18 protein-coding genes and 6 tRNA genes are annotated in these 22,456 nt (G+C 56.8%); all 24 read left to right on the top strand.

Annotated elements, in window-relative coordinates:
- Positions 1–43 precede the first annotated feature (43 nt).
- Positions 44–958, top strand: a complete 915-nt coding sequence (locus BW950_RS01780; protein WP_076487583.1) for a TP0624 family protein — start codon at positions 44–46, stop codon at positions 956–958.
- A 35-nt stretch (positions 959–993) separates the two neighbouring features.
- Entirely contained in the window at positions 994–2,268 is a 1,275-nt protein-coding gene (locus BW950_RS14885) for an SH3 domain-containing protein (RefSeq protein ID WP_076487582.1), read from the top strand.
- Between the two features lie 11 nt (positions 2,269–2,279).
- Complete coding sequence (locus BW950_RS01770) at positions 2,280–4,265, top strand: ABC-F family ATP-binding cassette domain-containing protein (protein WP_076487581.1); 1,986 nt, start codon at positions 2,280–2,282, stop codon at positions 4,263–4,265.
- Positions 4,216–4,944: an LON peptidase substrate-binding domain-containing protein gene (locus tag BW950_RS01765; protein ID WP_083943639.1), complete on the top strand. Its 729-nt coding sequence runs from the start codon at positions 4,216–4,218 to the stop codon at positions 4,942–4,944. Before BW950_RS01770 ends, BW950_RS01765 begins: the two co-directional genes overlap by 50 nt.
- 35 nt (positions 4,945–4,979) lie before the next feature.
- Positions 4,980–5,492: a hypothetical protein gene (locus BW950_RS01760; RefSeq protein ID WP_076487579.1), complete on the top strand. Its 513-nt coding sequence runs from the start codon at positions 4,980–4,982 to the stop codon at positions 5,490–5,492.
- Positions 5,489–6,619, top strand: coding sequence for a coiled-coil domain-containing protein (locus tag BW950_RS01755; protein ID WP_076487578.1), 1,131 nt, complete (start codon positions 5,489–5,491; stop codon positions 6,617–6,619). The genes BW950_RS01760 and BW950_RS01755 overlap by 4 nt, the downstream gene beginning before the upstream one ends.
- Positions 6,620–6,638: 19 nt before the next feature.
- Positions 6,639–8,828: an AAA family ATPase gene (locus tag BW950_RS01750; protein ID WP_076487577.1), complete on the top strand. Its 2,190-nt coding sequence runs from the start codon at positions 6,639–6,641 to the stop codon at positions 8,826–8,828.
- 39 nt (positions 8,829–8,867) lie between these two features.
- Positions 8,868–8,939, top strand: a tRNA-His gene (locus BW950_RS01745).
- A gap of 8 nt (positions 8,940–8,947) precedes the next feature.
- Positions 8,948–9,022: transfer RNA gene (locus tag BW950_RS01740), tRNA-Arg, on the top strand.
- An 11-nt stretch (positions 9,023–9,033) separates the two neighbouring features.
- Positions 9,034–9,106 (top strand) — tRNA-Lys (locus tag BW950_RS01735).
- A 70-nt stretch (positions 9,107–9,176) separates the two neighbouring features.
- Positions 9,177–9,259 (top strand) — tRNA-Leu (locus tag BW950_RS01730).
- Positions 9,260–9,333: 74 nt separating this feature from the next.
- Positions 9,334–9,405: transfer RNA gene (locus BW950_RS01725), tRNA-Gly, on the top strand.
- 85 nt (positions 9,406–9,490) lie between these two features.
- Positions 9,491–10,846, top strand: a complete 1,356-nt coding sequence (tig, locus tag BW950_RS01720) for a trigger factor (protein WP_076487576.1) — start codon at positions 9,491–9,493, stop codon at positions 10,844–10,846.
- Positions 10,847–10,856: 10 nt separating this feature from the next.
- Positions 10,857–11,474, top strand: coding sequence for an ATP-dependent Clp endopeptidase proteolytic subunit ClpP (clpP, locus tag BW950_RS01715; protein ID WP_076487575.1), 618 nt, complete (start codon positions 10,857–10,859; stop codon positions 11,472–11,474).
- Positions 11,455–12,696, top strand: coding sequence for an ATP-dependent Clp protease ATP-binding subunit ClpX (gene clpX, locus BW950_RS01710; protein ID WP_076487574.1), 1,242 nt, complete (start codon positions 11,455–11,457; stop codon positions 12,694–12,696). Before clpP ends, clpX begins: the two co-directional genes overlap by 20 nt.
- Positions 12,693–15,149, top strand: a complete 2,457-nt coding sequence (gene lon, locus BW950_RS01705) for an endopeptidase La (RefSeq protein ID WP_076487573.1) — start codon at positions 12,693–12,695, stop codon at positions 15,147–15,149. The genes clpX and lon overlap by 4 nt, the downstream gene beginning before the upstream one ends.
- A gap of 84 nt (positions 15,150–15,233) precedes the next feature.
- Entirely contained in the window at positions 15,234–16,169 is a 936-nt protein-coding gene (gene argF, locus BW950_RS01700) for an ornithine carbamoyltransferase (RefSeq protein WP_076487572.1), read from the top strand.
- A gap of 13 nt (positions 16,170–16,182) precedes the next feature.
- On the top strand, positions 16,183–16,596 hold the full coding sequence (locus tag BW950_RS01695) for a hypothetical protein (protein ID WP_076487571.1): 414 nt from the start codon (positions 16,183–16,185) through the stop codon (positions 16,594–16,596).
- A 15-nt stretch (positions 16,597–16,611) separates the two neighbouring features.
- Complete coding sequence (locus tag BW950_RS01690) at positions 16,612–17,604, top strand: DHH family phosphoesterase (protein WP_076487570.1); 993 nt, start codon at positions 16,612–16,614, stop codon at positions 17,602–17,604.
- 126 nt (positions 17,605–17,730) lie between these two features.
- Positions 17,731–18,585: a hypothetical protein gene (locus tag BW950_RS01685; protein ID WP_076487569.1), complete on the top strand. Its 855-nt coding sequence runs from the start codon at positions 17,731–17,733 to the stop codon at positions 18,583–18,585.
- Between the two features lie 9 nt (positions 18,586–18,594).
- Positions 18,595–19,296 (top strand): non-canonical purine NTP pyrophosphatase, encoded by a 702-nt coding sequence (locus tag BW950_RS01680; protein ID WP_076487568.1) that lies wholly within the window; start codon positions 18,595–18,597, stop codon positions 19,294–19,296.
- A gap of 76 nt (positions 19,297–19,372) precedes the next feature.
- Positions 19,373–21,217 (top strand): oligoendopeptidase F, encoded by a 1,845-nt coding sequence (pepF, locus tag BW950_RS01675; protein ID WP_076487567.1) that lies wholly within the window; start codon positions 19,373–19,375, stop codon positions 21,215–21,217.
- 40 nt (positions 21,218–21,257) lie between these two features.
- Positions 21,258–21,341 (top strand) — tRNA-Leu (locus BW950_RS01670).
- Between the two features lie 288 nt (positions 21,342–21,629).
- A partial coding sequence (locus BW950_RS01665) for a HAMP domain-containing protein (protein ID WP_159438701.1) occupies positions 21,630–22,456 on the top strand: 827 nt, incomplete at its 3' end.

The raw sequence follows: 22,456 nt of genomic DNA, 5'->3' as shown, positions 1-22,456 counted from the left end.
GCGCCTCTTCAGCCTCCTCCCGGAGTTGCCGACAATCGCAATAATGGAAAGACCGGAACGATCCACGGCGACACCCTGCAAGATCATCCTGCGGAGGGTGTTCTTTTCCATCGCCCTCATTTCGACCGGCCTCGTCACAGGAACACTTCCCGCCTCGGGCCAGGACACCCCTCGCGTAACCAGCTCTATCAACTGGGAAAAGAGCGCCCTGGAAATTACCGTCACTCAACGATCCCCGGAGAGAGACACCAACAGCCCGGCCCAGCTCTATCGGGCCCAGCGGGAACTGGAGGAAGAGTTTCCATCGCTTCTCTTTTCTGAACTTCTCTCACTGCAGATTGATTCTACCCGAACTATCAGAGACGCGATCCTGGCCCGCCCCGAGCTGGCAACAGAAATCAGGAGCCTTGCGACTCGGGCAGACCGGGGATTTCCCCGGCCATCCCTCGATTTTTCATCCATCACACGAAGTTACGACGTTCCGCTTTTTCCCGATGTCGCGAGTCTTTTTCTCCAGCATCAGCACCCGTTCCGGATGGAGCGGGTCCTCTCCTGGGTGCCAACACGAAACTTCACGGGGCTTCTCATCTACGCAGTTGATGAACTTCCCCTGCGAGGAACGGAGGAAACTGTCCGCATCATTCCTGCCCTGCTGCCGGAAATATTCGACACCGACCTCAGGCCGGTACTGGAACAGGACATGCTCCTGCCTGAAGCAATTAACCGCTGGGGCGTGGCCGCCTACACCGAGCATTACAACGAAGAACCATGGCGAGACCGGATAGGAGCAGATCCACTGCGAATCATGGCTCGCCAGGCCTTCGGCGTGCATCCCACGGATATTATCATCAGCCGGGAAGATGCCGACAGGATTCTCAGCTCTCCCCACAACCGACAGCTGCTTCGCGAAGGAAGGATTCTGATCATTCTTGCGCCCGGTGTGGCAACAGGCCGTTGACCCGGCGCTATTGGTTGTGATCATATTGGGGTGCTATGAAATCTCTCTTGGCGTTATGGGGTTCCCTTTTTGTTCTTGCGTCCTGTTCTCCCCGCATTGTCGGCTATGCTGTGGTCCTCTGGCCTGAACCGGGCTCAGCCTTTTCGGCGGGAGATATTCTGCCCGTCACCGAGACCTCTCGCATCCAGAACACCGTCACCGTTCAAGCCGCAGGCGAAGCCCATGCCCTTGATATGAACCGGATCACCTTTTTCGATGAAAAAGAGCCGGCAGAAAGTTTTTCCGAAGACTTCGAACCCTGGAAGGACACCTATGCACGAAGTCTCCGCACCGCTCTTCCGGTACGAGCCATGCCGGACCGCACGACCACGCGCCTGTACCGTCTGCGCGACGGCGAGGTGATAAAGATACTCTCCCGCACCGAGGAAATGTCCAACGAGGCGGGGCTCCTGGGCTACTGGTACCAGGCGCTTACGGAATCAGGCATCACCGGCTGGGTCTTCGGCAGAAGCATTGAACTTATCAGCGCCGGAGGGCGGCCCCTGGATGCATCGGATGATCAGGACCAACTGGATCGCCTGGTTCGCGACATCAGCTCCTCGGTATGGCGACCTGTCTATTTTGAAGACATGATGCGTTCCGGACAGATCAACCTGGATCTGTTTTCTCCACGCTATGGATTCTTCGGAGATCTGGACGAATCCTCTTTTCGCATCGTCCTGCCCACCTACCAAAAAGATTTTTCCTATCAGGAATACCAGGCCGCAGGATTAAACGCGGTCCGCTTCGAAGAGGAAGACCTCACCCTCGCTCTTCGTGGCAACGAACGGCTGGAAGTATCGTTTCTGCTCAACGACCGCCAGCGAAGAGAGACCTTCCTTCTCATTGACGACGATCTCCAGGAGATCATCCAGGAAGAGCGAGACCGACGACGGGAACTGCTGGAAGAGTTCCTGAGCCGTGGCAGCGGGCTTGTCAGCACCGCCTTCGGCTCCATGGAACTGGACGAAGGAGGCTCTCTCCGATGGGAAGGCTACCAGCGGCTGGTCCCGGATATTCTCCCGGCCTCCTTCGACGGCAGGGCAACAATGGAGTTCAGCCTTTTCATTGCCGGAAATCTCCGCAGTCGCTACGATGGAGCCCTTCGCCTGCTCATGCAGAACGGCCTCTCCTCGGCCTTCCTCTATACCTTGACCGACGATGGGGTCCGTTTTGTCTACATCCCCGAAAGCTCCATCGACGATCGCGGAGTAATCCAGACAGAACCGGCGACACCAATCGTGCTCTTCTTCAGGTTCTATCAGGAGTAACAGGACCGCCCATGATTTCTGTTACCCAGGCCTCCCTCGGTTTTGGAGGCCAGCACGTTCTCTCAGGGGTGTCTCTCACCCTGAATAAAGAAACCCGCGCTGCTCTGGTGGGTGCCAACGGGAGCGGGAAGACCACGCTGCTGCGAATACTTGCAGGGAAGACGGCCCCTGACAGCGGCTCTGTCACCATCGCCCGGGGAATGACTGTGGCCTATCTACCCCAACAAAGCACGTTTCCCCCGGGAGCAACAATCTACCAGGTCGCCGAAGAGGGGTTTCAGCGGGAACAAGCCCTGGCCGAACAACGACGGGAAAAAGCCCTGGCCTTGCAGAAATCCCCCCATAGCGAGAGCCTTCTCATGGACGTGGCGGCCCTGGATCAGCATCTGGAAGAAGCCAGTTATCACACCCGACACGTCCTGCTCCATCGGGTTCTTAAAGGATTGGGCTTTGCCCGGGAAGAACTTGATCGGCCAATCGCTACACTCAGCGGAGGGTGGGCCATGAGAGTGGCTCTCGCCAGGACACTTCTCACCCGTCCTGATTTTCTCCTTCTTGATGAACCGACCAACTATCTGGATAGCGAATCACGGCTCTGGCTCTCGGGATTCCTCTCCTCCTTCGAGGGAGGCTTTCTTCTGGTTTCACACGATAGAGCCTTCCTGGACGACACAACCAGGGAAATATTCGAACTCTTTATGGGCACCGTAAAGCGCTACCGGGGTCCTTATAGCGCCTATCAAAAACAGCGGGAAGAAGAAGTGGCCCTCCTGGTGAAACGATGGGAGGAGCAACAGCGCGAGATCGCCCGGCAGGAAGATTTTATTCGCCGCTTCCGTGCACAGGCCAACAAGGCGCGGCAGGTCCAAAGCAGAATCAAAATGCTTGAAAAAATCGAGCGCGTCGAGATACCCGAGCACCTTGCCCCCATCACCATTACCCTTCCCCCGGCGGCTCCCTCGGGAAAAGTCGTGCTGGAGGCCCAGGAGCTTTCCCGCAGTTACGGAACCCGGTGCGTGCTGAAGGGCGTCTCTTTTACCATGACCCGAGGCCAGCGCCTGGCCGTGGTTGGTCGAAACGGAGCGGGAAAATCCACACTCCTGCGGATCCTTGCACAGGAAGACCAGGATTATCACGGCCTGCTGAAAACAGGAACGGGTGTCCTGGGAGGATATTTTGCCCAGGATACCCCGGAAAAGCTGCCCGGAGAGAAAACCGTCTTGACCTACCTGGAAGAACAGGCAGCCCCTGGGTCGATCTCGTCCGTTCGCGACATTTTGGGGGCCTTCCTTTTTCGGGGCGAGGCGGTGGAGAAGCGCCTGGGCGTCCTCAGCGGTGGCGAACGAACCCGCCTGGCCATGGCAGCCCTCCTCTTGCAGCCGCTCAATCTCCTGATCCTGGACGAGCCCACGAACCATCTGGATATCACAAGCCAGGAAGTCCTGGCCAGAGCACTCAGGACCTACCAGGGAACAGTGGTCATCGTCTCCCACGACCGGCATTTCCTGCGGGCTGTTACAACCGACGTACTGGCTCTCTGGCCGGAAGGGTCTTCCCCCGGGCAAAACTGGCAGTTCTATCCAGGAACATTCCAGGAGTTTGAAGAAAGCTCCCTGGGGAGAATCTTCGATGATCCAAACCCTGTCACGGAGGCCTCACCATCTCATTCTTCACGAAACAAGGGGAATGCCCTTCACGGGGATACTCATGAATCGACGAGTTCGGGGCCTGCCGCTGTCCAATACGCCCGGCAAAAAGCACAAAAAGGAGAGATCCGTCGCCTGGAACGCCTCGAAGCCGAACAGATGGCGGAAATTGAACGCCTGGAGGAAGAACTTGCCACACTCCACCAGGAGATGGCCCTTCCTGAGGTATACCGGGACCCCCAAGCGATCCAACAGCGCCAGGCTCGCCTGCCTCTCCTGGAGCAAGCCCTGGAGGAGACCCATGAAACCTGGGAAAAGACAACCCAAGCTCTGGAAGAACTTACCATTTGATTCCTTCCGCAAGGGGCAGTACTTTACAGGCGTGATGCGCGTACCTGTCTTTCCCCTGGGAGTTGTCCTCCTGCCGAGAATGCCTCTGCCCCTGCACATCTTTGAGGAGCGTTATCAGCTCATGATCAACCGGTGCCTGGAAGAAGCACATCCCTTCGGGGTGCTCTTTCACACAGGCTCGTCAATTCTGAAAATCGGCTGTCTCGCTCAAATCGAATCCGTTATCAACCGCTACAACGACGGAGGCATGGACCTTCTTGCAGCGGGAACGGAGCGATTCAGCGTCTCCCGATTTCACGACGACAAGCCGTATCTGGAAGCGGAGGTGGCCATCTTTCACGATGAACCACCAGAGCCCCGGAACGAAGCCGAAGAAATTTCGGCAGCCCAAAGGGCAATTCACCATCTGGAGCAATTCGCCCGGGCGGTGGGATACGATATCGACCGAACGATTCTGAACAACCTGGACCACGAAGAACTTTCCTTCCTTTTGGCCACCACCGACATCTTCAGCACCGAGGAAAAGCAGCGCCTCCTGGAGAGCCGGTCTACCCTGGAGCGCATGGAAGAGGCCTCCCGAGCCCTTCAGACAAGCTGCCAGCGTCGCCTTATGGAACACCGTATACGGAAGATCCTCAATAAAACCGACACGGAGGATCTCACAAATCTCTTTAACTGATATCCCGGGCCACCCAGGCCCGGAAGGAGCCATCAATGATTATGGAAGTAACTCTTCAGGACGGCCCCCGGACGGTACAGGTACCAGCCAACTCACAGGAGCTAGCCCTCCGCAAGGGACCGGGTGGAGTAGCGCGTCCTGACCTGTGGCTATCTTCGGTGGCTCTCCAGATCCGAGCCCCCGAGTCGTGGTGGAACCAGGCTCGAGCCTACTTCCCTGAAGTTCTCTGGTTGCGATCCCGGCCGGACAAGGATGAAACAGGCGAGCGAAGACTCACCCAGGAGGATTTTGAAACCCCCCTTCCCGAAGGGGTGATACAGGCCCTGAACAATTATATCCTTTGCGGTGACCGCTCTTCGCTACGGGCGCAACTGCCGGCGAATTTCATCCGAGTTGGTGTGGTTCAGACAAACCTGGCCATCGTCGCCGATCTTTTTCGGGAACGAGGACACTACAATGACGGGCACTGGGCCAGTTTTTGTCGTATACTTCGGGATGAGCCACGCCTCGCCCGAGCTTTCGATCAAGAGAAGGGAGAAAGGTCATGAGAGATTATGCAAAACGAATCCGGCAACTGACAAAAGAGCAGGGAAACACACTGAAAGGCCTGGAACAGGCCCATAGGGAAGCCGGCGTCCACGCCGTTGATCTCCCGGAGGGCGAGAGACCCTCGTCAACGGTCTCTCTCATCGAGGAATACCTGGCAGTCCGGAAGAAAATTGAAACAGCCAGCACCGCTATTGACCGAATGATGCACATCGACGCGCGGCAGGAAGAAATAAAACAAAAGCTGAAAGCCCTCCAGGATGAGCGGGACAGCATGAACGTGCGTCTCTCAGGGGTCTACGAACAGATTGGAGCGGTAGCGTTCCGCCTCTTCAAGGAATCTTCCCTGATCGACGCTGGTTATTCATCAATTTTTGAGACCCTTGTGAGTTACCACGACGAAATCCAGAATCTGGAATCAAAAATAAGCGCCCTCGGCACCCAGGAAAATCCCGAAACAAAGGCACCGCTCCTGGGAAAAATAAAGACCAAAAGCAAGAGCCTCTACCTCCGAAACAGGAAAAACGTCCGGGAAAATCGCTTGCCGGAGCTCCTCAAAACTGCAGGAGAGCAACTCGCCCAAGGCGATTTCATTGAGCAGGTGGGCGACGAAGAATTGAATCGCGTCTCTGAGCCACTTCTGACAGCACGAACCCGCTGGCAGGAAATTGACAGGGAGCGACAGGAACTCACCCTGGAATCAGGCCGCCTCGTGGAGGAGTTCAACGCCCTCTCGGACAACCGGGGGCTGGACCGGGCTCGGGGCGAGCGGGAGGAAGAAATCTCCCGGGCCAGGGAAGAGCTGTCAAAAATATCCGCAGCCATCGGGATGATTATCGAGGAAGAAACTCCCGAAGGGTTTGCCGACTGCATCGGCCAGATCCGGAACTTCCGGGAAGAGATCAGTCGCCAGGAATCACTCCTGAAACGCCTCCAGGCAGGACAGGAACTGGAAACGGTAGAACGAAACCTGGCGAGCTGCCACAAGCATCAGGAAAAAACCCGCAACGAAATCGCCGATCTGGAAGAGCAGTTGCGGCAACTCAACAGCCAGGAAGAATCGCTTCGTCAACAGGAACAGCAACTCTCTGCCGAGCGAGGAAACCCCGAAGAGCTCTTTCCCACCTGAGAAGCGGGCACACGAGACGATGGAACAATCCCTTTTTGAGCAGGGAAGACTGCCCCTGGCAGCACGATTGCGCCCGCGAACTCTTGAAGAGTTCATCGGACAAGAGCACATTCTGGGCCCCGGACGACTCCTGCGTCGCGCGATCGAAGCCGACCGCCTTCAATCGCTTGTCCTCTCGGGCCCCCCGGGCACGGGGAAAACCACTCTGGCCCGGGTTATCGCCGAGAAAACCTGCAGCCAGTTCCTCTCGGTGAACGCCGTTCTCAGCGGTGTAAAGGACATCCGCGAGGCCATCACCAAGGCCCAGGCCTTTTCAAACAAAACAAACCACAGGACGATCCTCTTCGTCGATGAGGTTCACCGGTGGAACAAGAGCCAGCAGGATGCGCTCCTGCCGTGGGTGGAGGATGGCCTCTTCATCCTGGTGGGAGCCACCACGGAAAACCCCTTTTTCGAGGTGAATAAAGCGCTCCTCTCCCGAAGCAGGGTTTTTCTCCTCACCCCCCTGACAGAGCAGGAGCTGCACCGGGTAATCGATTTTGCCCTGAGCGACACCGACCGTGGCTACGGCCACTACCAGGTTAATCTTACCCTGGACGCCCGGAACCATCTGGTCAGATCATCCTCGGGCGACGCCCGGACGCTCCTGAATGCCCTGGAGCTGGCTGTGGAAACCAGCGGCGACAGATTTCCTCCCCTCCGGGGTGAGCCAATTGACGTCACTCTGGAGATAGCCGAGGACAGTATCCAACGGCGCGCCGTATTGTACGACAAGGATGGCGACTACCATTTCGACACGATTTCAGCTTTTATCAAGTCCCTTCGAGGCTCCGATCCCGACGCAGCGCTTTACTGGCTCGCCCGGATGGTCTCGGCCGGGGAAGACCCGCGCTATATCTTCCGGCGCATGCTTATCCTTGCTGCTGAGGACGTAGGCCTGGCAGATCCTGATGCACTGTCCCGAGTCACCACGTGCGCCAACGCCTTCGACCGGGTGGGCATGCCCGAGGGACAATTTCACCTTGCCCAGGCAGCCCTGTATTGCGCACTGGCTCCAAAATCAAACTCGACCCTGGGATATTTTGACGCCCTCAAGGCAGTCCAGCAGGCCTATTCCGATGATGTCCCGGCCCATCTCCAGGATCCATCCCGGGACGGCCCCGCCCTGGGTCACGGCCACGGCTACCTCTACCCTCACGCCTACCGCGACCACTGGGTTGCCCAGCAATATCTCCCGGAAACCCTTCAGGGAAATATTTTTTTCCACCCCGGCAGTCTGGGTTGGGAAGAAACACGCCGGGAATCCCTGGAAGAGCATCGGAGGCTTCAGCTTGCAGCAGAGCAGGAACACCCCCTGCTGATGCACACCGTCCCGGCTCTCCAGGGAGCCTCCGCCCGGTGGCTGCAACGGATTGATGGAGCCACTCTGGAAGAGGCTGTTGCACTGCGGGAAGAGGTCCTGCAGCTCCTCGCCCCCCTTTCCACCGACAGGATACTCCTCTGCGGAGCCCCTCTCCAGCTTTTCCTGTGGGAAACGCTGCGTCGGACTCCCGGCGGGATTACCCTAGTCTGGGGATCAGACCAGCGGGACCTGGAATCGATGCAACATCTTCTGGATCGATCTCCCCTGGGCGATCTGGAAGCCCCTCAAATCGCAGGCCCCCTAGAGCCGGGGGCAATCCCCGAAGAGAAAGGAGATTATTCCGGCCCCTTTGACCGGATCCTTTGTCGCCTGTGGCCCGATCATCCTCCTCAAGAGATCCTGAAGCGACTGCTCCCCCTCTGTCTGCCTCGGGGAACCCTGCTTTTTCTTGATATAGAACCGACCCGGGGAACTCGCCCTTCCCGGCTCTTGCAAGATCTTGCCGCTCTTCCACTTCAGGCTCTGGAAGCCCTGGTTGCGGCCGAGGAAACTCTCTTCCCCCAACGCCAACCCCTGTGGGAGGAAGCCCTCTCTCGCACCTTTCCCTCAACCGAACAGGACCACACGGTCCTTCGCTCCTGGATACATACCCAGGTCTCACGAAAGGTTTCCCCCTCCCTGGTTCAGAGCTGGTTTGCCCCTGACCAACCGCTAGCGCAGGAACTGCTCCGACAGGATCAGGCCCGGGCTCTGGAAGAAATCCGGGAGGAAGCTAAAAAGATTCCTCCCGGGCAATACAACTGGGAGAGGGTCTTTATGGCGGTAAAAATCACGAAACCTGCTTGACAAAAAACGAGCAACACGGCATATTCCTCCCCACACACGGTGGGTGTAGTTCAATGGTAGAGCGCCAGATTGTGGTTCTGGTTGTTGCGGGTTCAAGTCCCGTCATCCACCCTGTTGATGCGCCCGTAGCTCAGCCTGGATAGAGCGTCGGACTTCGAATCCGCAGGTCGCAGGTTCGAATCCTGCCGGGCGTACAACACTTTTAGGGCCGTTAGCTCAGCTGGCAGAGCAGCAGACTCTTAATCTGCGGGTCGAAGGTTCGATCCCTTCACGGCTCAGGGCTGGCAAAAAGCAGCACACAAAGATGCTGCAGGTGCTTGACATAATGCAGGCCTTTGGCTAGCATTAGCGAGAGTGGTGAAATTGGTAGACACGCCAGATTTAGGATCTGGTGCCGGAACGGCGTAAGGGTTCGAGTCCCTTCTCTCGCACGGAAGGGACGCACAGTCCGATGGTCTTCCCATACAACCACCGCTCCGGGTTTCGCGTCATGCGAGCCGTTTTTGCGAGAGTAGCTCAGTGGTAGAGCTCCACCTTGCCAAGGTGGATGTCGCGGGTTCGAATCCCGTCTCTCGCTCTCTCTATAGTAAGGCGGTTCGGGAATCCCCGAATCGCCTTTTTTGTTACTATTTTGAAATCTGGTATGTTCGAGAGGGTTACAGATGATCCAGGAAAAGAAGATCGAGAAACTTGAAAACTCGGCGGTACAGTTACACATTACCATACCCCAGGATGAAGTCCGGGTGGCCTACGACGACCTCGTCAAAAAATACGCAAAATCGGCTCAGATCAAGGGATTCCGCAAGGGCAAAGTCCCCCGGGATCTCCTGGAACGCCGTTTCGGAGAGGGCTTCCGTGCAGAAGCGCTCCAGAACCTTCTTGAGGCTGGCCTGGAAGAGGCCCTGAAGGACGTGGAAGAGCGTCCCCTCCCCTATGCGCGCCCGTCCCTGGTAGAAGAAGATCTGGAGCTCACCCTGGACGCCCCCCTTTCCTTCAGCGTCACCTACGATGTCTTCCCCGAAGTCACCCCGGGAACCTACGAGGGCCTCACCGTGGCAGAGCCCAAAGTCTCTATCACGAAAGCCGATGAAGACCGTGAGCTGGAAGAACTCCGTCAGCAGAATGCCCTGGTCATCGAGAAAGAAGACGGCACCGTCGCAAAAGGCGATATCGCCACGGTAACCCTGGAAGAGCTCGATGAGGACGGATCGCCCCTGGATGGGACACGGCAGGAAGACCTGACGGTCACTGTGGGGGAAGAAGAAAACCTCTACCGCATCGACAAGGATATCATCGGTTTCTCCCGGGGCGAAACACGGACCATCGAGAAAGAGTACTCCCAGGAAGACGACCATGAATCCCTGAAGGGCCAGAAAAAACGCCTCCAGGTAACAGTCTCCACGATCAAACAGCGCGACGTACCCGAACTGGACGATGAATTTGCCCAGGATGTGAGCGATGAGTTTGAAACACTCAAGGATCTGCGAAAGGACATCAAGAAGCGCCTTGCAGAAAACGCCGAGAAAAAAATCCGGGCTCAAAAAATCGATGAGCTCATGAAGCAGATCTCCGAAAACACAGCCCTGGAGGTCCCCGCCTCCATGGTTCAAACGGAGCTGGAGTCCAGCTGGCGCGGACTGGCCGAGCAGTACCATGCAACACCGGAGCAGCTTGAGCAACTCCTTGCCTTCCAGGGGAAGACCCGGGATGAGATCTTTGACGAGTGGCGCCCCTCGGCCCTGGAACGACTGAAGCGAAGCCTGATCGCCCAGAAGCTGATTGAGCTGGAAAAAATCGAGGTTAGCGACGCCGAGGCTGAAGATCAGATACGCAAGGACGCCGAGGAGCGAAAGGCCGACCCCGAACCGATCCTTGAATATTACCGGAACAAAAATATGCTTTCCTACGTTAAACAGGACCTGGCCGAGCGCACGCTCTTTGACCGGCTCCTGGAAAAAAGTACCGTGACTCCCGGCGAAAAGATCAAATATCTGGACTTGATGGCCGAGAATGGGTAAGTTTCCGAGTATGAATGAACAGAGTAATACCCTGGTGCCGATCGTTGTAGAACAGACCGGCATCGGTGAGCGTTCCTACGACATCTTTTCCCGCCTCCTGAAAGACAGGATCATTTTCCTGGACGGTCAGATCCACGACGCCGTTGCTGACCTTGTGGTGGCCCAGATGCTTTTCCTCGAGAGTCAGGATCCGGAAAAGGACATCAGCCTCTACATCAATAGCCCCGGAGGATCTGTAACGGCAGGCCTCGCAATTTATGACACCATGCAGTACATCCGGCCCGACGTTCAAACGATCTGCATGGGTCAAGCGGCGTCCATGGCAGCCCTTCTCCTCACGGCGGGAGCTCCCGGAAAACGACGGGCGCTCCCCTCCTCAAGAATTCTGATTCACCAGCCCTGGGGCGGAGTCCAGGGGCAGGCAACGGACATCGGCATCCAGGCTCGCGAAATCGTCCGGCTGAAAAAAATGCTGATCGATTACTTTGCACACCATACCGGCAAGGCAGCGGACAAGATCGCCCAGGATCTGGAGCGGGACTACTTCATGTCAGCCCAGGAGAGCGTCGAATACGGAATCGCAGACGAAATTCTTGTCCGAGGTAATAATGATAAAACAAAAAAATGAGACCGGAAAATCCTGCTCCTTCTGCGGGAAAAAGGCCGAGCATGCCCGGCGGTTGATCGCCGGACCAGGCGTCTACATCTGCGACGAGTGCGTGAATGTCTGCAAGCGCATGATCGACGAAGAAGATGACATTCTGACCTCCACGATTCTTGAGACTGTCCCCAGCCCCAAGGAGATCAAGGAGTACCTGGATAACTATGTAATTGGCCAGGATGTGGCAAAGAAAATCCTCTCTGTGGCGGTTTATAACCACTACAAGCGGATCAGCCACAAAGTTGATCTGGAGGATGAGGTAGAACTGGAAAAATCCAACGTTCTCCTGATCGGTCCTACGGGAACAGGAAAAACCCTTCTGGCCCAGACCCTGGCACGCAAGATGAAAGTCCCCTTTGCAATAGCCGATGCAACGACCCTTACCGAGGCCGGTTACGTTGGAGAGGACGTGGAGAACATCCTCCTCAAGCTCTACCAGGCAGCGGGAGGGAACATTTCCGCCACCGAACGGGGGATCATCTACATCGACGAGATCGACAAAATAGCACGCAAAAGCGAGAATGCTTCGATCACCCGGGATGTGAGCGGTGAAGGTGTGCAACAGGCCCTGTTGAAGATCATCGAAGGCACCAGCGCATCGGTTCCTCCCCAGGGAGGGCGGAAGCACCCCAGCCAGGAGATGATCCGCATCGACACATCCAATATCCTCTTCATTGTGGGGGGGGCTTTCGTAGGTCTTGATCGGGTGATTGACTCCCGAATCTCCAAGCAACCCATGGGTTTTGGAGCAGATGTCCAGACCTCGGCCGAGAAGGATCTTATCAGCCTCTACAAGCAGATTCACCCGGACGACTTGATCAAGTTTGGCCTGATCCCGGAGTTTGTGGGCCGTCTGCCAATCCATGTTACCCTGGAAGATCTGGACATCACCGCCCTGACACGCATCTTGAAAGAACCAAAAAACAGCGTGGTGAAACAGTATCAGCTTTCAATGCGCCTGGATAATGTAGACCTGGTCTTTGAGGAAGGTTCTCTGGAAGCGATCGCAGAACAGGCTCTTACCCGCAAAACGGGAGCCCGGGGATTGCGAGCCATCGTCGAGCGCATCATGACCGAGGTGATGTACGAAATTCCCTCCATTGAGGGAGAAAAACGCGTGGCAATCACGAAGGATGACATCCTCAAGGGACAAAAACCTACTATTGAGCTGATCCAGAAATCCGCATGAGGTTCATCCCCGGGAAGCGGGAGCACCCAGAGCTTCCGCTACTCCCCCTGAAAGAGACCTTCTTTTTCCCCGGGATGTTGCTTCCACTGGTCATAACCCGAGCCGAGGGAAAAGCGGCGATCCGCCAGGCCATGGAAAGCGACAGGAAGGTCCTGGCCGTGGCCCAGAAAAACCCCCAGGCCCCTCCCCCGGGAGAAGCTCTCTCGCCGGAAATGCTCCACCCTGCCGGCACGATTGTACACATTGTACAGCTCATGAAGATGCCCGATGGGGCTGTGCGGGTTATGCTGGAGGGGCAGGAACGCGTCTCCCGAAAGACCACAGCTCTACGGGAAGATCTCTTTCTGGCCCGCACCGAGGCGATCACCCCTGACCGAGCCGATCCCGGAGGAATCCTTCCGAAGATGGTTCGCGTTATCCAGGATACTTTCAAGGAATACGCTATTCTCTCGGGGGTGATCACCACCGATGTGCAGCGGAAGGTGGCGGCCGCAGAGAGCGCCGACAGGATCGCTGATCTTGTGGCCGGCTACGTCTCCTTTGACAGCGAGAGCCGACTCCAGCTTCTCCAGGAGCGGTCCACCATAAAACGGGTCCACCACGTATCGGATTTGCTGAACGGCGAGGTGGAGCTACTCAAACTGAAACGCTCCATAAAGGATCGGGTACGCCGACGCCTTGAAAAGAACCAGAGAGATTACTTCCTTCAGGAGCAAATCCGGGAACTCAACAAGGAACTCGGCGAGGATCCTTCTGAAGATGATACCCTTCGGGAAATAAAAGAACGGCTCAAGGCAAAAGCCGTCCCCGAGGCCGTCTCCGAGCGCGTCACCAAGGAAATGGATCGCCTCAGAAAACTGCCCCCTGTCTCGCCCGAATCGGGCATTATTCGAACCTATATCGACTGGTTGCTTGACCTCCCCTGGGAACCGGCGCCCCGTGAATCCATTGATATTCATCGAGCAGCGGAAGTTCTGGATGAAGACCACTACGACATGCGAAAACCCAAGGACCGTCTCCTGGAATACATCGCAGTCCACTCCCTGAATCCCGAGATAAAGAGTCCTATTCTCTGCTTTGTGGGCCCCCCCGGAACGGGGAAAACATCGCTGGGGCGCTCCGTTGCCCGAGCCCTGGGAAGATCCTTCGTGAGACTCTCTCTGGGAGGCGTGCGGGACGAAGCAGAAATCCGGGGGCACCGAAGAACCTACGTGGGGGCCCTGCCCGGCCGAATCATTCAGGCCATGAAACGCGCAGAGGAACACAACCCGGTGATCCTCCTGGATGAAATTGACAAGATTGGAACCGATTTCCGGGGAGACCCCTCAAGCGCACTCCTGGAGGTTCTGGACCCCGAGCAAAACAGCACCTTTTCTGACCACTATATCGAGATTCCCTTTGACCTCTCCCAGGTCACCTTTCTCACCACAGCCAACTCTCTTCATACCATTCCCGCCGCGCTCCGGGATCGCCTTGAGATCATCGAGATTCCTGGTTATACCGAGCCGGAAAAGCGCCGAATCGCCCGGGACTTCCTCATTCCCGAACAAATTCAGGAAAACGGCCTGGGCGAGAGCAAGATCGTCTTCAGAAAAGACGCGATCACCACCCTCATCACGGAGTATACCACAGAAAGCGGCGTTCGCAGTCTGAAACGGGAGATCGCATCGGTAACGAGAAAACTGGCCCGGGAACTTCTTGAGGCAGGAACATCGCCTGCCGACTACAGTAAAACCCTGGGATCGGGAACGATCGCCCGACTCCTGGGGCCACCCCGATATCGTCATGATCTGGACAAACACGATGAAAACCCGCCCGGACGGGTCCAGGGGCTTGCCTGGACCGAAACGGGTGGCGTGGTCCTCTCCGTGGAGGCCGCGCTCCTGAAGGGGCCCGGCGAAATGGTTCTCACGGGAAGTCTGGGCGATGTGATGAAAGAAAGCGCACGCATAGCTCTGAGCAGAATTGTCTCGGGAACAGCTTCGGAAACCCTGGCCTTTGATCGGACATCTCAATCGGTCCATATACATGTTCCCCAGGGAGCGATCCCCAAAGACGGCCCCTCGGCGGGTATTACAGTCTACACGGCGCTTTACTCGCTTCTGGCGGGACTGCCGATTGATGATGATCTGGCCATGACCGGCGAACTCACCCTGACAGGAAGAGTTCTTCCCATAGGAGGAATCAAGGAGAAGCTCCTGGCAGCGCAGCGCCGGGAAATCTCCCGGGTTATACTCCCTCGAGGCAATAAGGCCGATGTGGAGGTCCTCTCCAGGGAAAACACTCGAGGCCTCACCTTTTTCTACGTTGACCAGGTAGACCAGATTATCCCCATCGCCTTTTCTGACCGGAAAGAAACGGGAGAACCTCGACAGGATAGTCCCGCCTCACCCGATAACCCCAGCAACCCCAGTAACCCCAGTAACCAAACAATCAAAACCAGGGAGCCCTGACAGAGGGCATGTCTGGCAAATGCGTTCTGGAACACCTATGCTGAAGCACACCTATGCTGAAGCACATATAAAGGAGGCCGTTTCGTGAAATCTCTTGAAGGAAAATCTCTTCTGGCGCTTATAGACTGCACCCCCGAGGAGATCCGCTATCTCCTGGATCTCTCTCACCGGGTCAAGCAGGAACAGGCCACGGCGGAACGCCCCCAGCGCTTTCGGGGGCAAACACTGGCAATGCTTTTCGAGAAACGTTCCACCCGCACCCGGGCAGCTTTCGAGACTGCCTTTGGCGAGGAAGGAGGCCATCCGGTTTTTCTTTCCAGTGCAGACATCCAACTGGGAGCCAAGGAAACCGTGGAGGATACCGCCCGTGTCCTGGGGCGAATGTTCGATATTATCGAGTTTCGCGGATTCTCCCACAGAACCGCAGAAAAACTTGCTTGCCATGCCGGGGTCCCTGTGATCAACGGGCTCACTGACCAGTGGCACCCAACCCAGGCTCTTGCCGATCTTCTTACCATAGAAGAGCACACCGGCGCGCTCGAAGGGGTCACCTCAGTTTATTGCGGCGACGGCAGAAACAACGTGAGCAACAGTCTCCTGGTAGGAGCCGTTGCCATGGGATTGCACCACCACATAATCTGCCCGCCAGAACTTGCTCCGGACCCGGACCTGCTGGCAACAGTGGCAGCCCGCCAGGACTATCCCGGCACCGTCACCGTTCACCACGATCTCCAGTCCCTCCCTCCCGAGGCGGAGGTAATCTACACCGACGTGTGGGTATCCATGGGTGAAGAGGGCCAGGAAGCAGAACGAACGGGGCTGCTCTCTCCGTTTCAGGTAACCGATCACGTGATGGCCCGGGCACCGAAGGCAATATTCCTCCACTGTCTCCCGGCAGTGCGGGGAAACGAGATGACCCCTTCGGTGATTGACGGGCCCACCTCACGGGTATGGGATCAGGCAGAAAACCGAAAACACACAATCAAAGCGGTGATGCTTGCTTCCCTGGGACTCGCGTAGTACTATATTTACTATGAGAACAATCAAGGCGTTGGCAGTTTCTTCGTTCTTTCTTCTCTTGGCAGTTCCGGCTTTCGCCCAGGATCAAGGAGGAGCCGATTCTTCTTTACTGGCCATGACCGTCCAGGTTCAGCGAGTATATCCCCACAGGCTCGGCTACAAGGTCATCTACAGTCGTTCGGACCTCTATCCGGGTGTAGTCTATATGCCCGGCCGGTGGTTCACCGAGGCAGCGGGCAAGGCCGAGATAATCTATACATCGCATCCCAGCGCACCCTATCTCACGGTATTTTACCGGAACGGTGAAGTCTCGCACCTTCGTCTCGTTGTTCAATCCAGTCGCACTCACAGAACGTGGGGAGCCCTGCCCAGCAGTCAGGATCCCCGCGACGCCTTTGAGAGCGACGAGTTTCGTATAGTCTACTGACGCAGCAGGAGCAGCATGCCACAGGACACCCTTCTCGAGGTACCGAAGGAGTTAATAGACTTTCTCCTTCGGCATTCCTCTTTTGTGATTGCAGGACACAAAGAACCCGACGCCGACTGCCTGGGAACCCAGCTTGCCTTGGGAAGCGCCTTGAGACGCTTGGGCAAGGAGGTCCTTCTTGTCAATGCAGGCCCCTTCGAGCGGCACGAGATAACTCCCTTTGAGCACTATTTCTTGCCGGGGCCTGAATCCCCGCCCCGGGCCACGGCATCTTCTGATCTGGTGCCGGAGGCGGCCATCATCGTTGACTGCTCCAGCGCAGACCGGCTCGGATCCATGGCAGAACAGATCCTCAATTTGCCTCTGGCGGTTGTGGATCACCACGCCAGCGGAGAACGACTTCAGGGAGTGCATTTCATCCTCCCCGAGGTTCCGGCCGCAACAATTCTCGCCACCGCCCTCATTCAGGGCCTTGGCCTTGAAATAACCCGGGAGGAAGCGGAGTGGCTCTTTCTGGGCCTCGTCACCGATACGGGCTTTTTCCGGTTTCTGGCACCCCACCAGCACATTGCCTTTACCACGGCGGCAAAACTGGCACAAAGGGGCGCATCACCCCAGGGGACCGATCGCTTTCTCTCATCGGGCCGCTCCTGGGAGAGCCGTCAGCTCATTGCCCGGCTTCTCCAAAGGTCCGAACGTCTTCTGGAGGGATCGGTTCTGCTCACATACCAGACAGCAGGCGATGAAAAGGAATTCGGTCGACACCGCGACTCCGATGCCCTCTATCGTCTCCTCCTGGCTGTAGAAGGGGTCCGGGTTGTTGTCCTGGTAAAAGAAAAACCAAAGGGCTGTGCGATCAGTTTCCGCGCCACCGACTCAACCGATATGGGTGCCCTGGCCGCTTCCTTTGGGGGCGGCGGACACCAAAAGGCCTCTGGTGCCTTTGTTGCAGAACCCCTGAACCAGTTTCTTCCCCGCCTCAGGCAGTCCCTGCTGGGGATCGCTTGAGGAACCCTCTTCCCCGTTAATACTTCGAAACTTTCATTTTCCCCTTTCATTTAACAACTTCTTTTCCATGGGCATGCAGAAATTTTTGGCATGATTTTTGCATATCCTCTATAAAGGAGGATATAGATGAAATCACTGGATCAATACTACAGAGGTTACCAGAGCCAGACCATATCCTGGGACCGGTTTGTAGCGGAGGCCCTGAAGTTCATGAGGAGAGTCCTGGGAAAACGGCATCGTCTGGACACGGAAGAGATGGAAGAGATCATCGCCGATTTCTATCCCCGGCTGGTAAAGATGGCAGAAACCTACCAGGATCAGGGCGCATCCTTCGAGGGGTACCTGGCGACGACCCTCTACCACAGCAGCCGGGAGTACATGCGAAAGAAAATTGATCACAGGAACTGCCATGTATACCTTTCGGAGAGCTCCGGAAGCGTCTCTTCGATTCCTGAACTTGTCAGCGAGATGGACCAAACCATTCACTATGGCACGCACCGACCGGAAATCATTCGTCTTCAGGGAGCAGGAACCGAGGAGGCCTTGAAAAAACAACTGCTCTATCTCTTTTGCAAGAACGTCCCCCTCCTCTCTCTCCAGGACTGCCAGAGCTTTTCCCACATCTTTGATCTCCCCTTGTCCTGGATGACTGCCATAGGAGAATACTGCCGCCACCATCGGGCCGATCGGGCCCAGCGAAGAACAATTTTTCAGGAACGCCGGGACAAACATTACTCGGCCATGCTGCACTTCGAGCGGGAGTTGCAGGAAGAGTTCTACCCCCCTATCCGGGAGAAACTGAAACGGCGAAGCAATCACCACCGGAAACTCTGGCTCTTGTATATCCAGAGATTGAAAAAGCAAAATATTCACCTCTCAAACAAGGAAGTTGCTCTTCTTTTGGGGGTTCCCAAGGGAACAGTGGACAGCTCTCTCCACAACCTTAGCAAACGCCTTGCATCATCCCTGGCAACACAGTAGCATCGGACAATGCATATTCTTCTTGCCTCAAACAACGAGCACAAGCGCCGGGAAATAGATGGGATTTTGAAACACCTCGGGGCGACAGTCACCGTTCTTCAACCCTGCGATCTCGGATTTTCCTTTGACGTGGTCGAGGATGGAGATACCTTCGCTGCCAACGCTCTTCTGAAAGCCCGGGGGCTCGCTGCGCTGATTCGTGGCGAGCTTCTTCCCGGAACGTCTCTGGACGCCTCTCTTGAAACAGTGAAAGAGAAGCTGCACGCCCTCTGCGGATCCCAGGTACCGCCAGTTCTTGCCGATGACTCCGGGATCTGCGTCCATGCCCTGGACAACCGGCCCGGCATCTACTCTGCCCGTTACGGGAACACCCCTGACGCCCCTCCCCTGGATGATACCGGCAGAAATGCCCTGCTCCTTCGGGAACTGGAGGATCATCAAGATCGGGGCGCCCATTACGTCTGCAACGCTGTCCTCCTCTATGAGGATGATCGCTATCTCCAGATTCAGGAAACATGGCACGGAGAAATTGTGAAGATCCCCCGGGACGGGAAAACGGGATTCGGCTACGACCCGGTCTTCCTGTTGCCTCATCGGGGCGAGACGGTGGCCGAGATTTCCCAGAGCGAAAAAGACCAGATTTCTCACCGGGCCAAAGCCCTGGCAGCACTTGCCCGGGCAGCAGACTGGATCAGCGTCTCCGGTAAATAATTCCCCGCACGCGGCGGTGCCAACCGGGACCGCCGCCCTGGTTGACCAGTCCGGCCCCTTCCCGTATCGTCCTGACATGACTACTGTACCGAACCGGGACGATATCCCCCGTGAGCATCAATGGGATTTGGGGTCACTGTACCAGAAGGAAGAACAATGGGAAGAAGACCTGTGCCGTCTTTCGAGCCTGGAATCCGAAGTTCAGACCTACCCGGGCAAGCTCGCAGAATCGGCCGACACCCTCCTGGCCTGGCTCCAGTTACAAACCCGAATTGAGGAAACCGAGGAGCGGCTGGGCTACTACGCCATGCTCCGCCACTCCGAAGATGCAGGAAACAGCGAGAACCAGGACCGTCTGAGCAGATATACCCAAACAGCGTCCCGCCTTGATGCAGCGACAAGTTTTTTTGCACCCGAGATCCAGCAGATCCCGGACTCCAGAATGGAAGAACTCCTGGCAGACCCCCGACTGGAAGAGTTCCGTATTACTCTGGATCGGGTGCTACGCTACAAGCCTCACACCCTCACTCCCGGAGAGGAACGTATCCTGGCGATGCAGCAGGAGGCAAACCAGACCGCTTCCAAAGCTTTCAGCGCCCTTCTTGATGTAGATCTCGATTTCGGTGAGGTCGAAACCCCGGAAGGCCCCAGGAGCCTGACACAATCCAGTTTTGGCAGCCTTCTGGAGCATCCCGACCGGTCGGTGCGGGAACGAGCCTTCCACCAGTTTTACCGCTCCTTTGATCAACACAAGAACACCTTGGCCGCACTGTATGCCGGCAGTGTCAACCTCGATGTCTACCGGGCCCGGGTGCGGAAATTCCCTTCAGCCCTGGCAGCCCGACTCTTTCCTGACGATGTTCCCTCCAGGGTCTACGAGAATCTCCTGGCGGTGGTACGGAAAAACCTTCCCCTGCTGCACCGCTATTACCGAATCAGAAAGCGGGCTCTTCACCTGAAAGACCCTGCGATCTGGGACACGCGCGTTGCCCTGGTTCCGGCTATCACGGTCAACAATCCCTACGAGAAAGCTGTTGAAACGGTCCTGGCCTCTCTGGCCCCCCTCGGAGAGGAGTACGTCACTACCCTCCGGGGAGGACTCCTGGGAGGGTGGGTTGACCGCTACGAGAACAAGGGAAAGCGGTCCGGAGCCTTCTCAGCGGGCAGCTACCGGGGCGATCCCTATATCCTTCTGAACTACAAGGATGACACCCTGCGGGATATGTTCACCTTGACCCACGAAGCGGGTCACAGCATGCATTCCTGGTATTCCGTACGCAACAATCCCTTTCAGCACTACCAGTACACGATTTTCGAGGCTGAAGTGGCCAGCACCTTCAACGAGCAACTCTTGGTGCACCATCTCATGGGGCAGGAACAGAGCCGCTCCATGCGGGCTTATCTCATCAGCAAGCACGTCGATGATATTGTGGCCACGCTCTTTCGCCAGACCATGTTCGCCGAGTACGAAAAACTGGTCCACGACCACGTGGAGGGGGGAAAAGCCCTCACAGTTGACTGGTTTCGCCAGACCTACCGGGATCTTCTCCTGGCCTATTTTGGCGATACCCTGGAAATCCCTGACTTGCTTGATCTGGAAGGGCTGAGGATTCCCCACTTCTACCGCTCTTTCTATGTATACAAATACGCCACAGGGATTTCGGCAGCAATAACCCTCTCCCGAAGAGTTCTTGAGGGAGGCCCCGGCGAACGGGATGACTATTTCCGGTTCCTGCGCTCGGGGGGATCCCGCTTTCCCCTGGACTCCCTCAACGCCGCAGGGGTAGATATGGCACAACCGGAGCCGATTCAGCTGGCCCTGGACCTGCTTTCGCAGCAACTGGATCTCCTGGAAGCCACTCTTTTCGACGAAGACAGCCCGGACAGCAAAAATAAACGGGGATGCGCCGGAACTCCTTGACACTCTCTGGAGGGCGTGATATCTTGCGCATCGTTCTGACGCGGCAGTGGCGGAACTGGTAGACGCGCTAGCTTGAGGGGCTAGTGTCCGCAAGGACGTGGAGGTTCAAGTCCTCTCTGCCGCACAATAAAGTCCGTCAGTGTAATGAATCACACTGGCGGACTTTTTTTTGGCGTAAATCCTGTATAGCTGACACCGGACACCGGACACCGGACACCAGGTTGCCCGGACCACCGCCACCAGCGCTTTCAGTCGGCGAATCAGACAAACCCCACAGAATTTACTTTTCTAAATGACAAAAACTATATTACACTTACGTTCTATGGGACTTCAGACATCGAAACAGAGAAGCAAGAAAACCACAGTAGCTACCAATACACAGAGCCGGAAACCTCCGGTATTTCATCTTCGTTTGCGTGCCAAGATGCTCATTGCCTTCGGCTCTTTGTCCTTGATCATCCTCGGGGCCGGCGGAACGGGGGCCCTCCGGATTGCCCGCCTCCACCAGGATGCCCGGCAAATCACCGATCAGGCAAACCCTCATCTCTACGCTATCATGCGCTCCCGCCTGGCTGTGACTCAGGCCCAACTGTTGCTCGAGAACGTGATCGCCGGATTTGAAGACACCCGGGAGCTTGAGCGGGTCCGGGGGCTCTCGACCCTTGCCAACGAATATTTGGAGGCAATTCTTGAAGGGGGCGTTGTGGAGGGTCAGGAATTTCTTCCCGCCTCGTCGGAGGAAGCGGAGTTTGCTCTGCGACAACTCCAAACCTTCTCCATGTCCATGCGAACCATGGTGGATAACAGGCTGAACTTTTTTGAATCGGCCGGCCGGGACAACGTGACGCTCCGGCAGGGCTTCATCCGAAATCAGCAGCAGTACGAGAGTGCTGCCGAACGAGCCCAGGCCGTAATCGACCAGGAGGTCCTGGAGACGGTGGCCGTGATGAACGCCAACGCCGCTCAAGGAATGCGCCTGCTCCTGGGAGCAACCGCAGTGAGCCTGGTCCTTGCCCTGGTCCTGGCCATCGGCCTCTCGCGGCACGTGGTCAACCGGGTGCGCCTCACCAGGCAGGTCTCGCAAAAACTCGCCACGGGGGACCTCACGGCCCGCGTCACCGTCCGGGGCCACGACGAGATCGGCGAGATGGGCCGGGATATCTCCTCGGCCGTGTCGGGGTTGAACCGGATCATAGGCACCGTGGTGGACCGCATCCAGGTCCTGAACGCCACGGGAGA

This window comes from Alkalispirochaeta americana, from assembly GCF_900156105.1.
In the GTDB taxonomy this organism is placed as follows: Bacteria; Spirochaetota; Spirochaetia; order DSM-27196; family Alkalispirochaetaceae; genus Alkalispirochaeta; species Alkalispirochaeta americana.
This window is presented reverse-complemented; position numbering and strand designations above follow the sequence as displayed.

Bases quoted from the DNA above. Each gene is read 5' to 3' on its own strand.
- BW950_RS01780 (WP_076487583.1), top strand. From the start codon at position 44: ATGGAAAGACCGGAACGATCCACGGCGACACCCTGCAAGATCATCCTG.
- BW950_RS14885 (WP_076487582.1), top strand. From the start codon at position 994: ATGAAATCTCTCTTGGCGTTATGGGGTTCCCTTTTTGTTCTTGCGTCC.
- BW950_RS01770 (WP_076487581.1), top strand. From the start codon at position 2,280: ATGATTTCTGTTACCCAGGCCTCCCTCGGTTTTGGAGGCCAGCACGTT.
- BW950_RS01765 (WP_083943639.1), top strand. From the start codon at position 4,216: ATGAAACCTGGGAAAAGACAACCCAAGCTCTGGAAGAACTTACCATTT.
- BW950_RS01760 (WP_076487579.1), top strand. From the start codon at position 4,980: ATGATTATGGAAGTAACTCTTCAGGACGGCCCCCGGACGGTACAGGTA.
- BW950_RS01755 (WP_076487578.1), top strand. From the start codon at position 5,489: ATGAGAGATTATGCAAAACGAATCCGGCAACTGACAAAAGAGCAGGGA.
- BW950_RS01750 (WP_076487577.1), top strand. From the start codon at position 6,639: ATGGAACAATCCCTTTTTGAGCAGGGAAGACTGCCCCTGGCAGCACGA.
- tig (WP_076487576.1), top strand. From the start codon at position 9,491: ATGATCCAGGAAAAGAAGATCGAGAAACTTGAAAACTCGGCGGTACAG.
- clpP (WP_076487575.1), top strand. From the start codon at position 10,857: ATGAATGAACAGAGTAATACCCTGGTGCCGATCGTTGTAGAACAGACC.
- clpX (WP_076487574.1), top strand. From the start codon at position 11,455: ATGATAAAACAAAAAAATGAGACCGGAAAATCCTGCTCCTTCTGCGGG.
- lon (WP_076487573.1), top strand. From the start codon at position 12,693: ATGAGGTTCATCCCCGGGAAGCGGGAGCACCCAGAGCTTCCGCTACTC.
- BW950_RS01695 (WP_076487571.1), top strand. From the start codon at position 16,183: ATGAGAACAATCAAGGCGTTGGCAGTTTCTTCGTTCTTTCTTCTCTTG.
- BW950_RS01690 (WP_076487570.1), top strand. From the start codon at position 16,612: ATGCCACAGGACACCCTTCTCGAGGTACCGAAGGAGTTAATAGACTTT.
- BW950_RS01685 (WP_076487569.1), top strand. From the start codon at position 17,731: ATGAAATCACTGGATCAATACTACAGAGGTTACCAGAGCCAGACCATA.
- BW950_RS01680 (WP_076487568.1), top strand. From the start codon at position 18,595: ATGCATATTCTTCTTGCCTCAAACAACGAGCACAAGCGCCGGGAAATA.
- pepF (WP_076487567.1), top strand. From the start codon at position 19,373: ATGACTACTGTACCGAACCGGGACGATATCCCCCGTGAGCATCAATGG.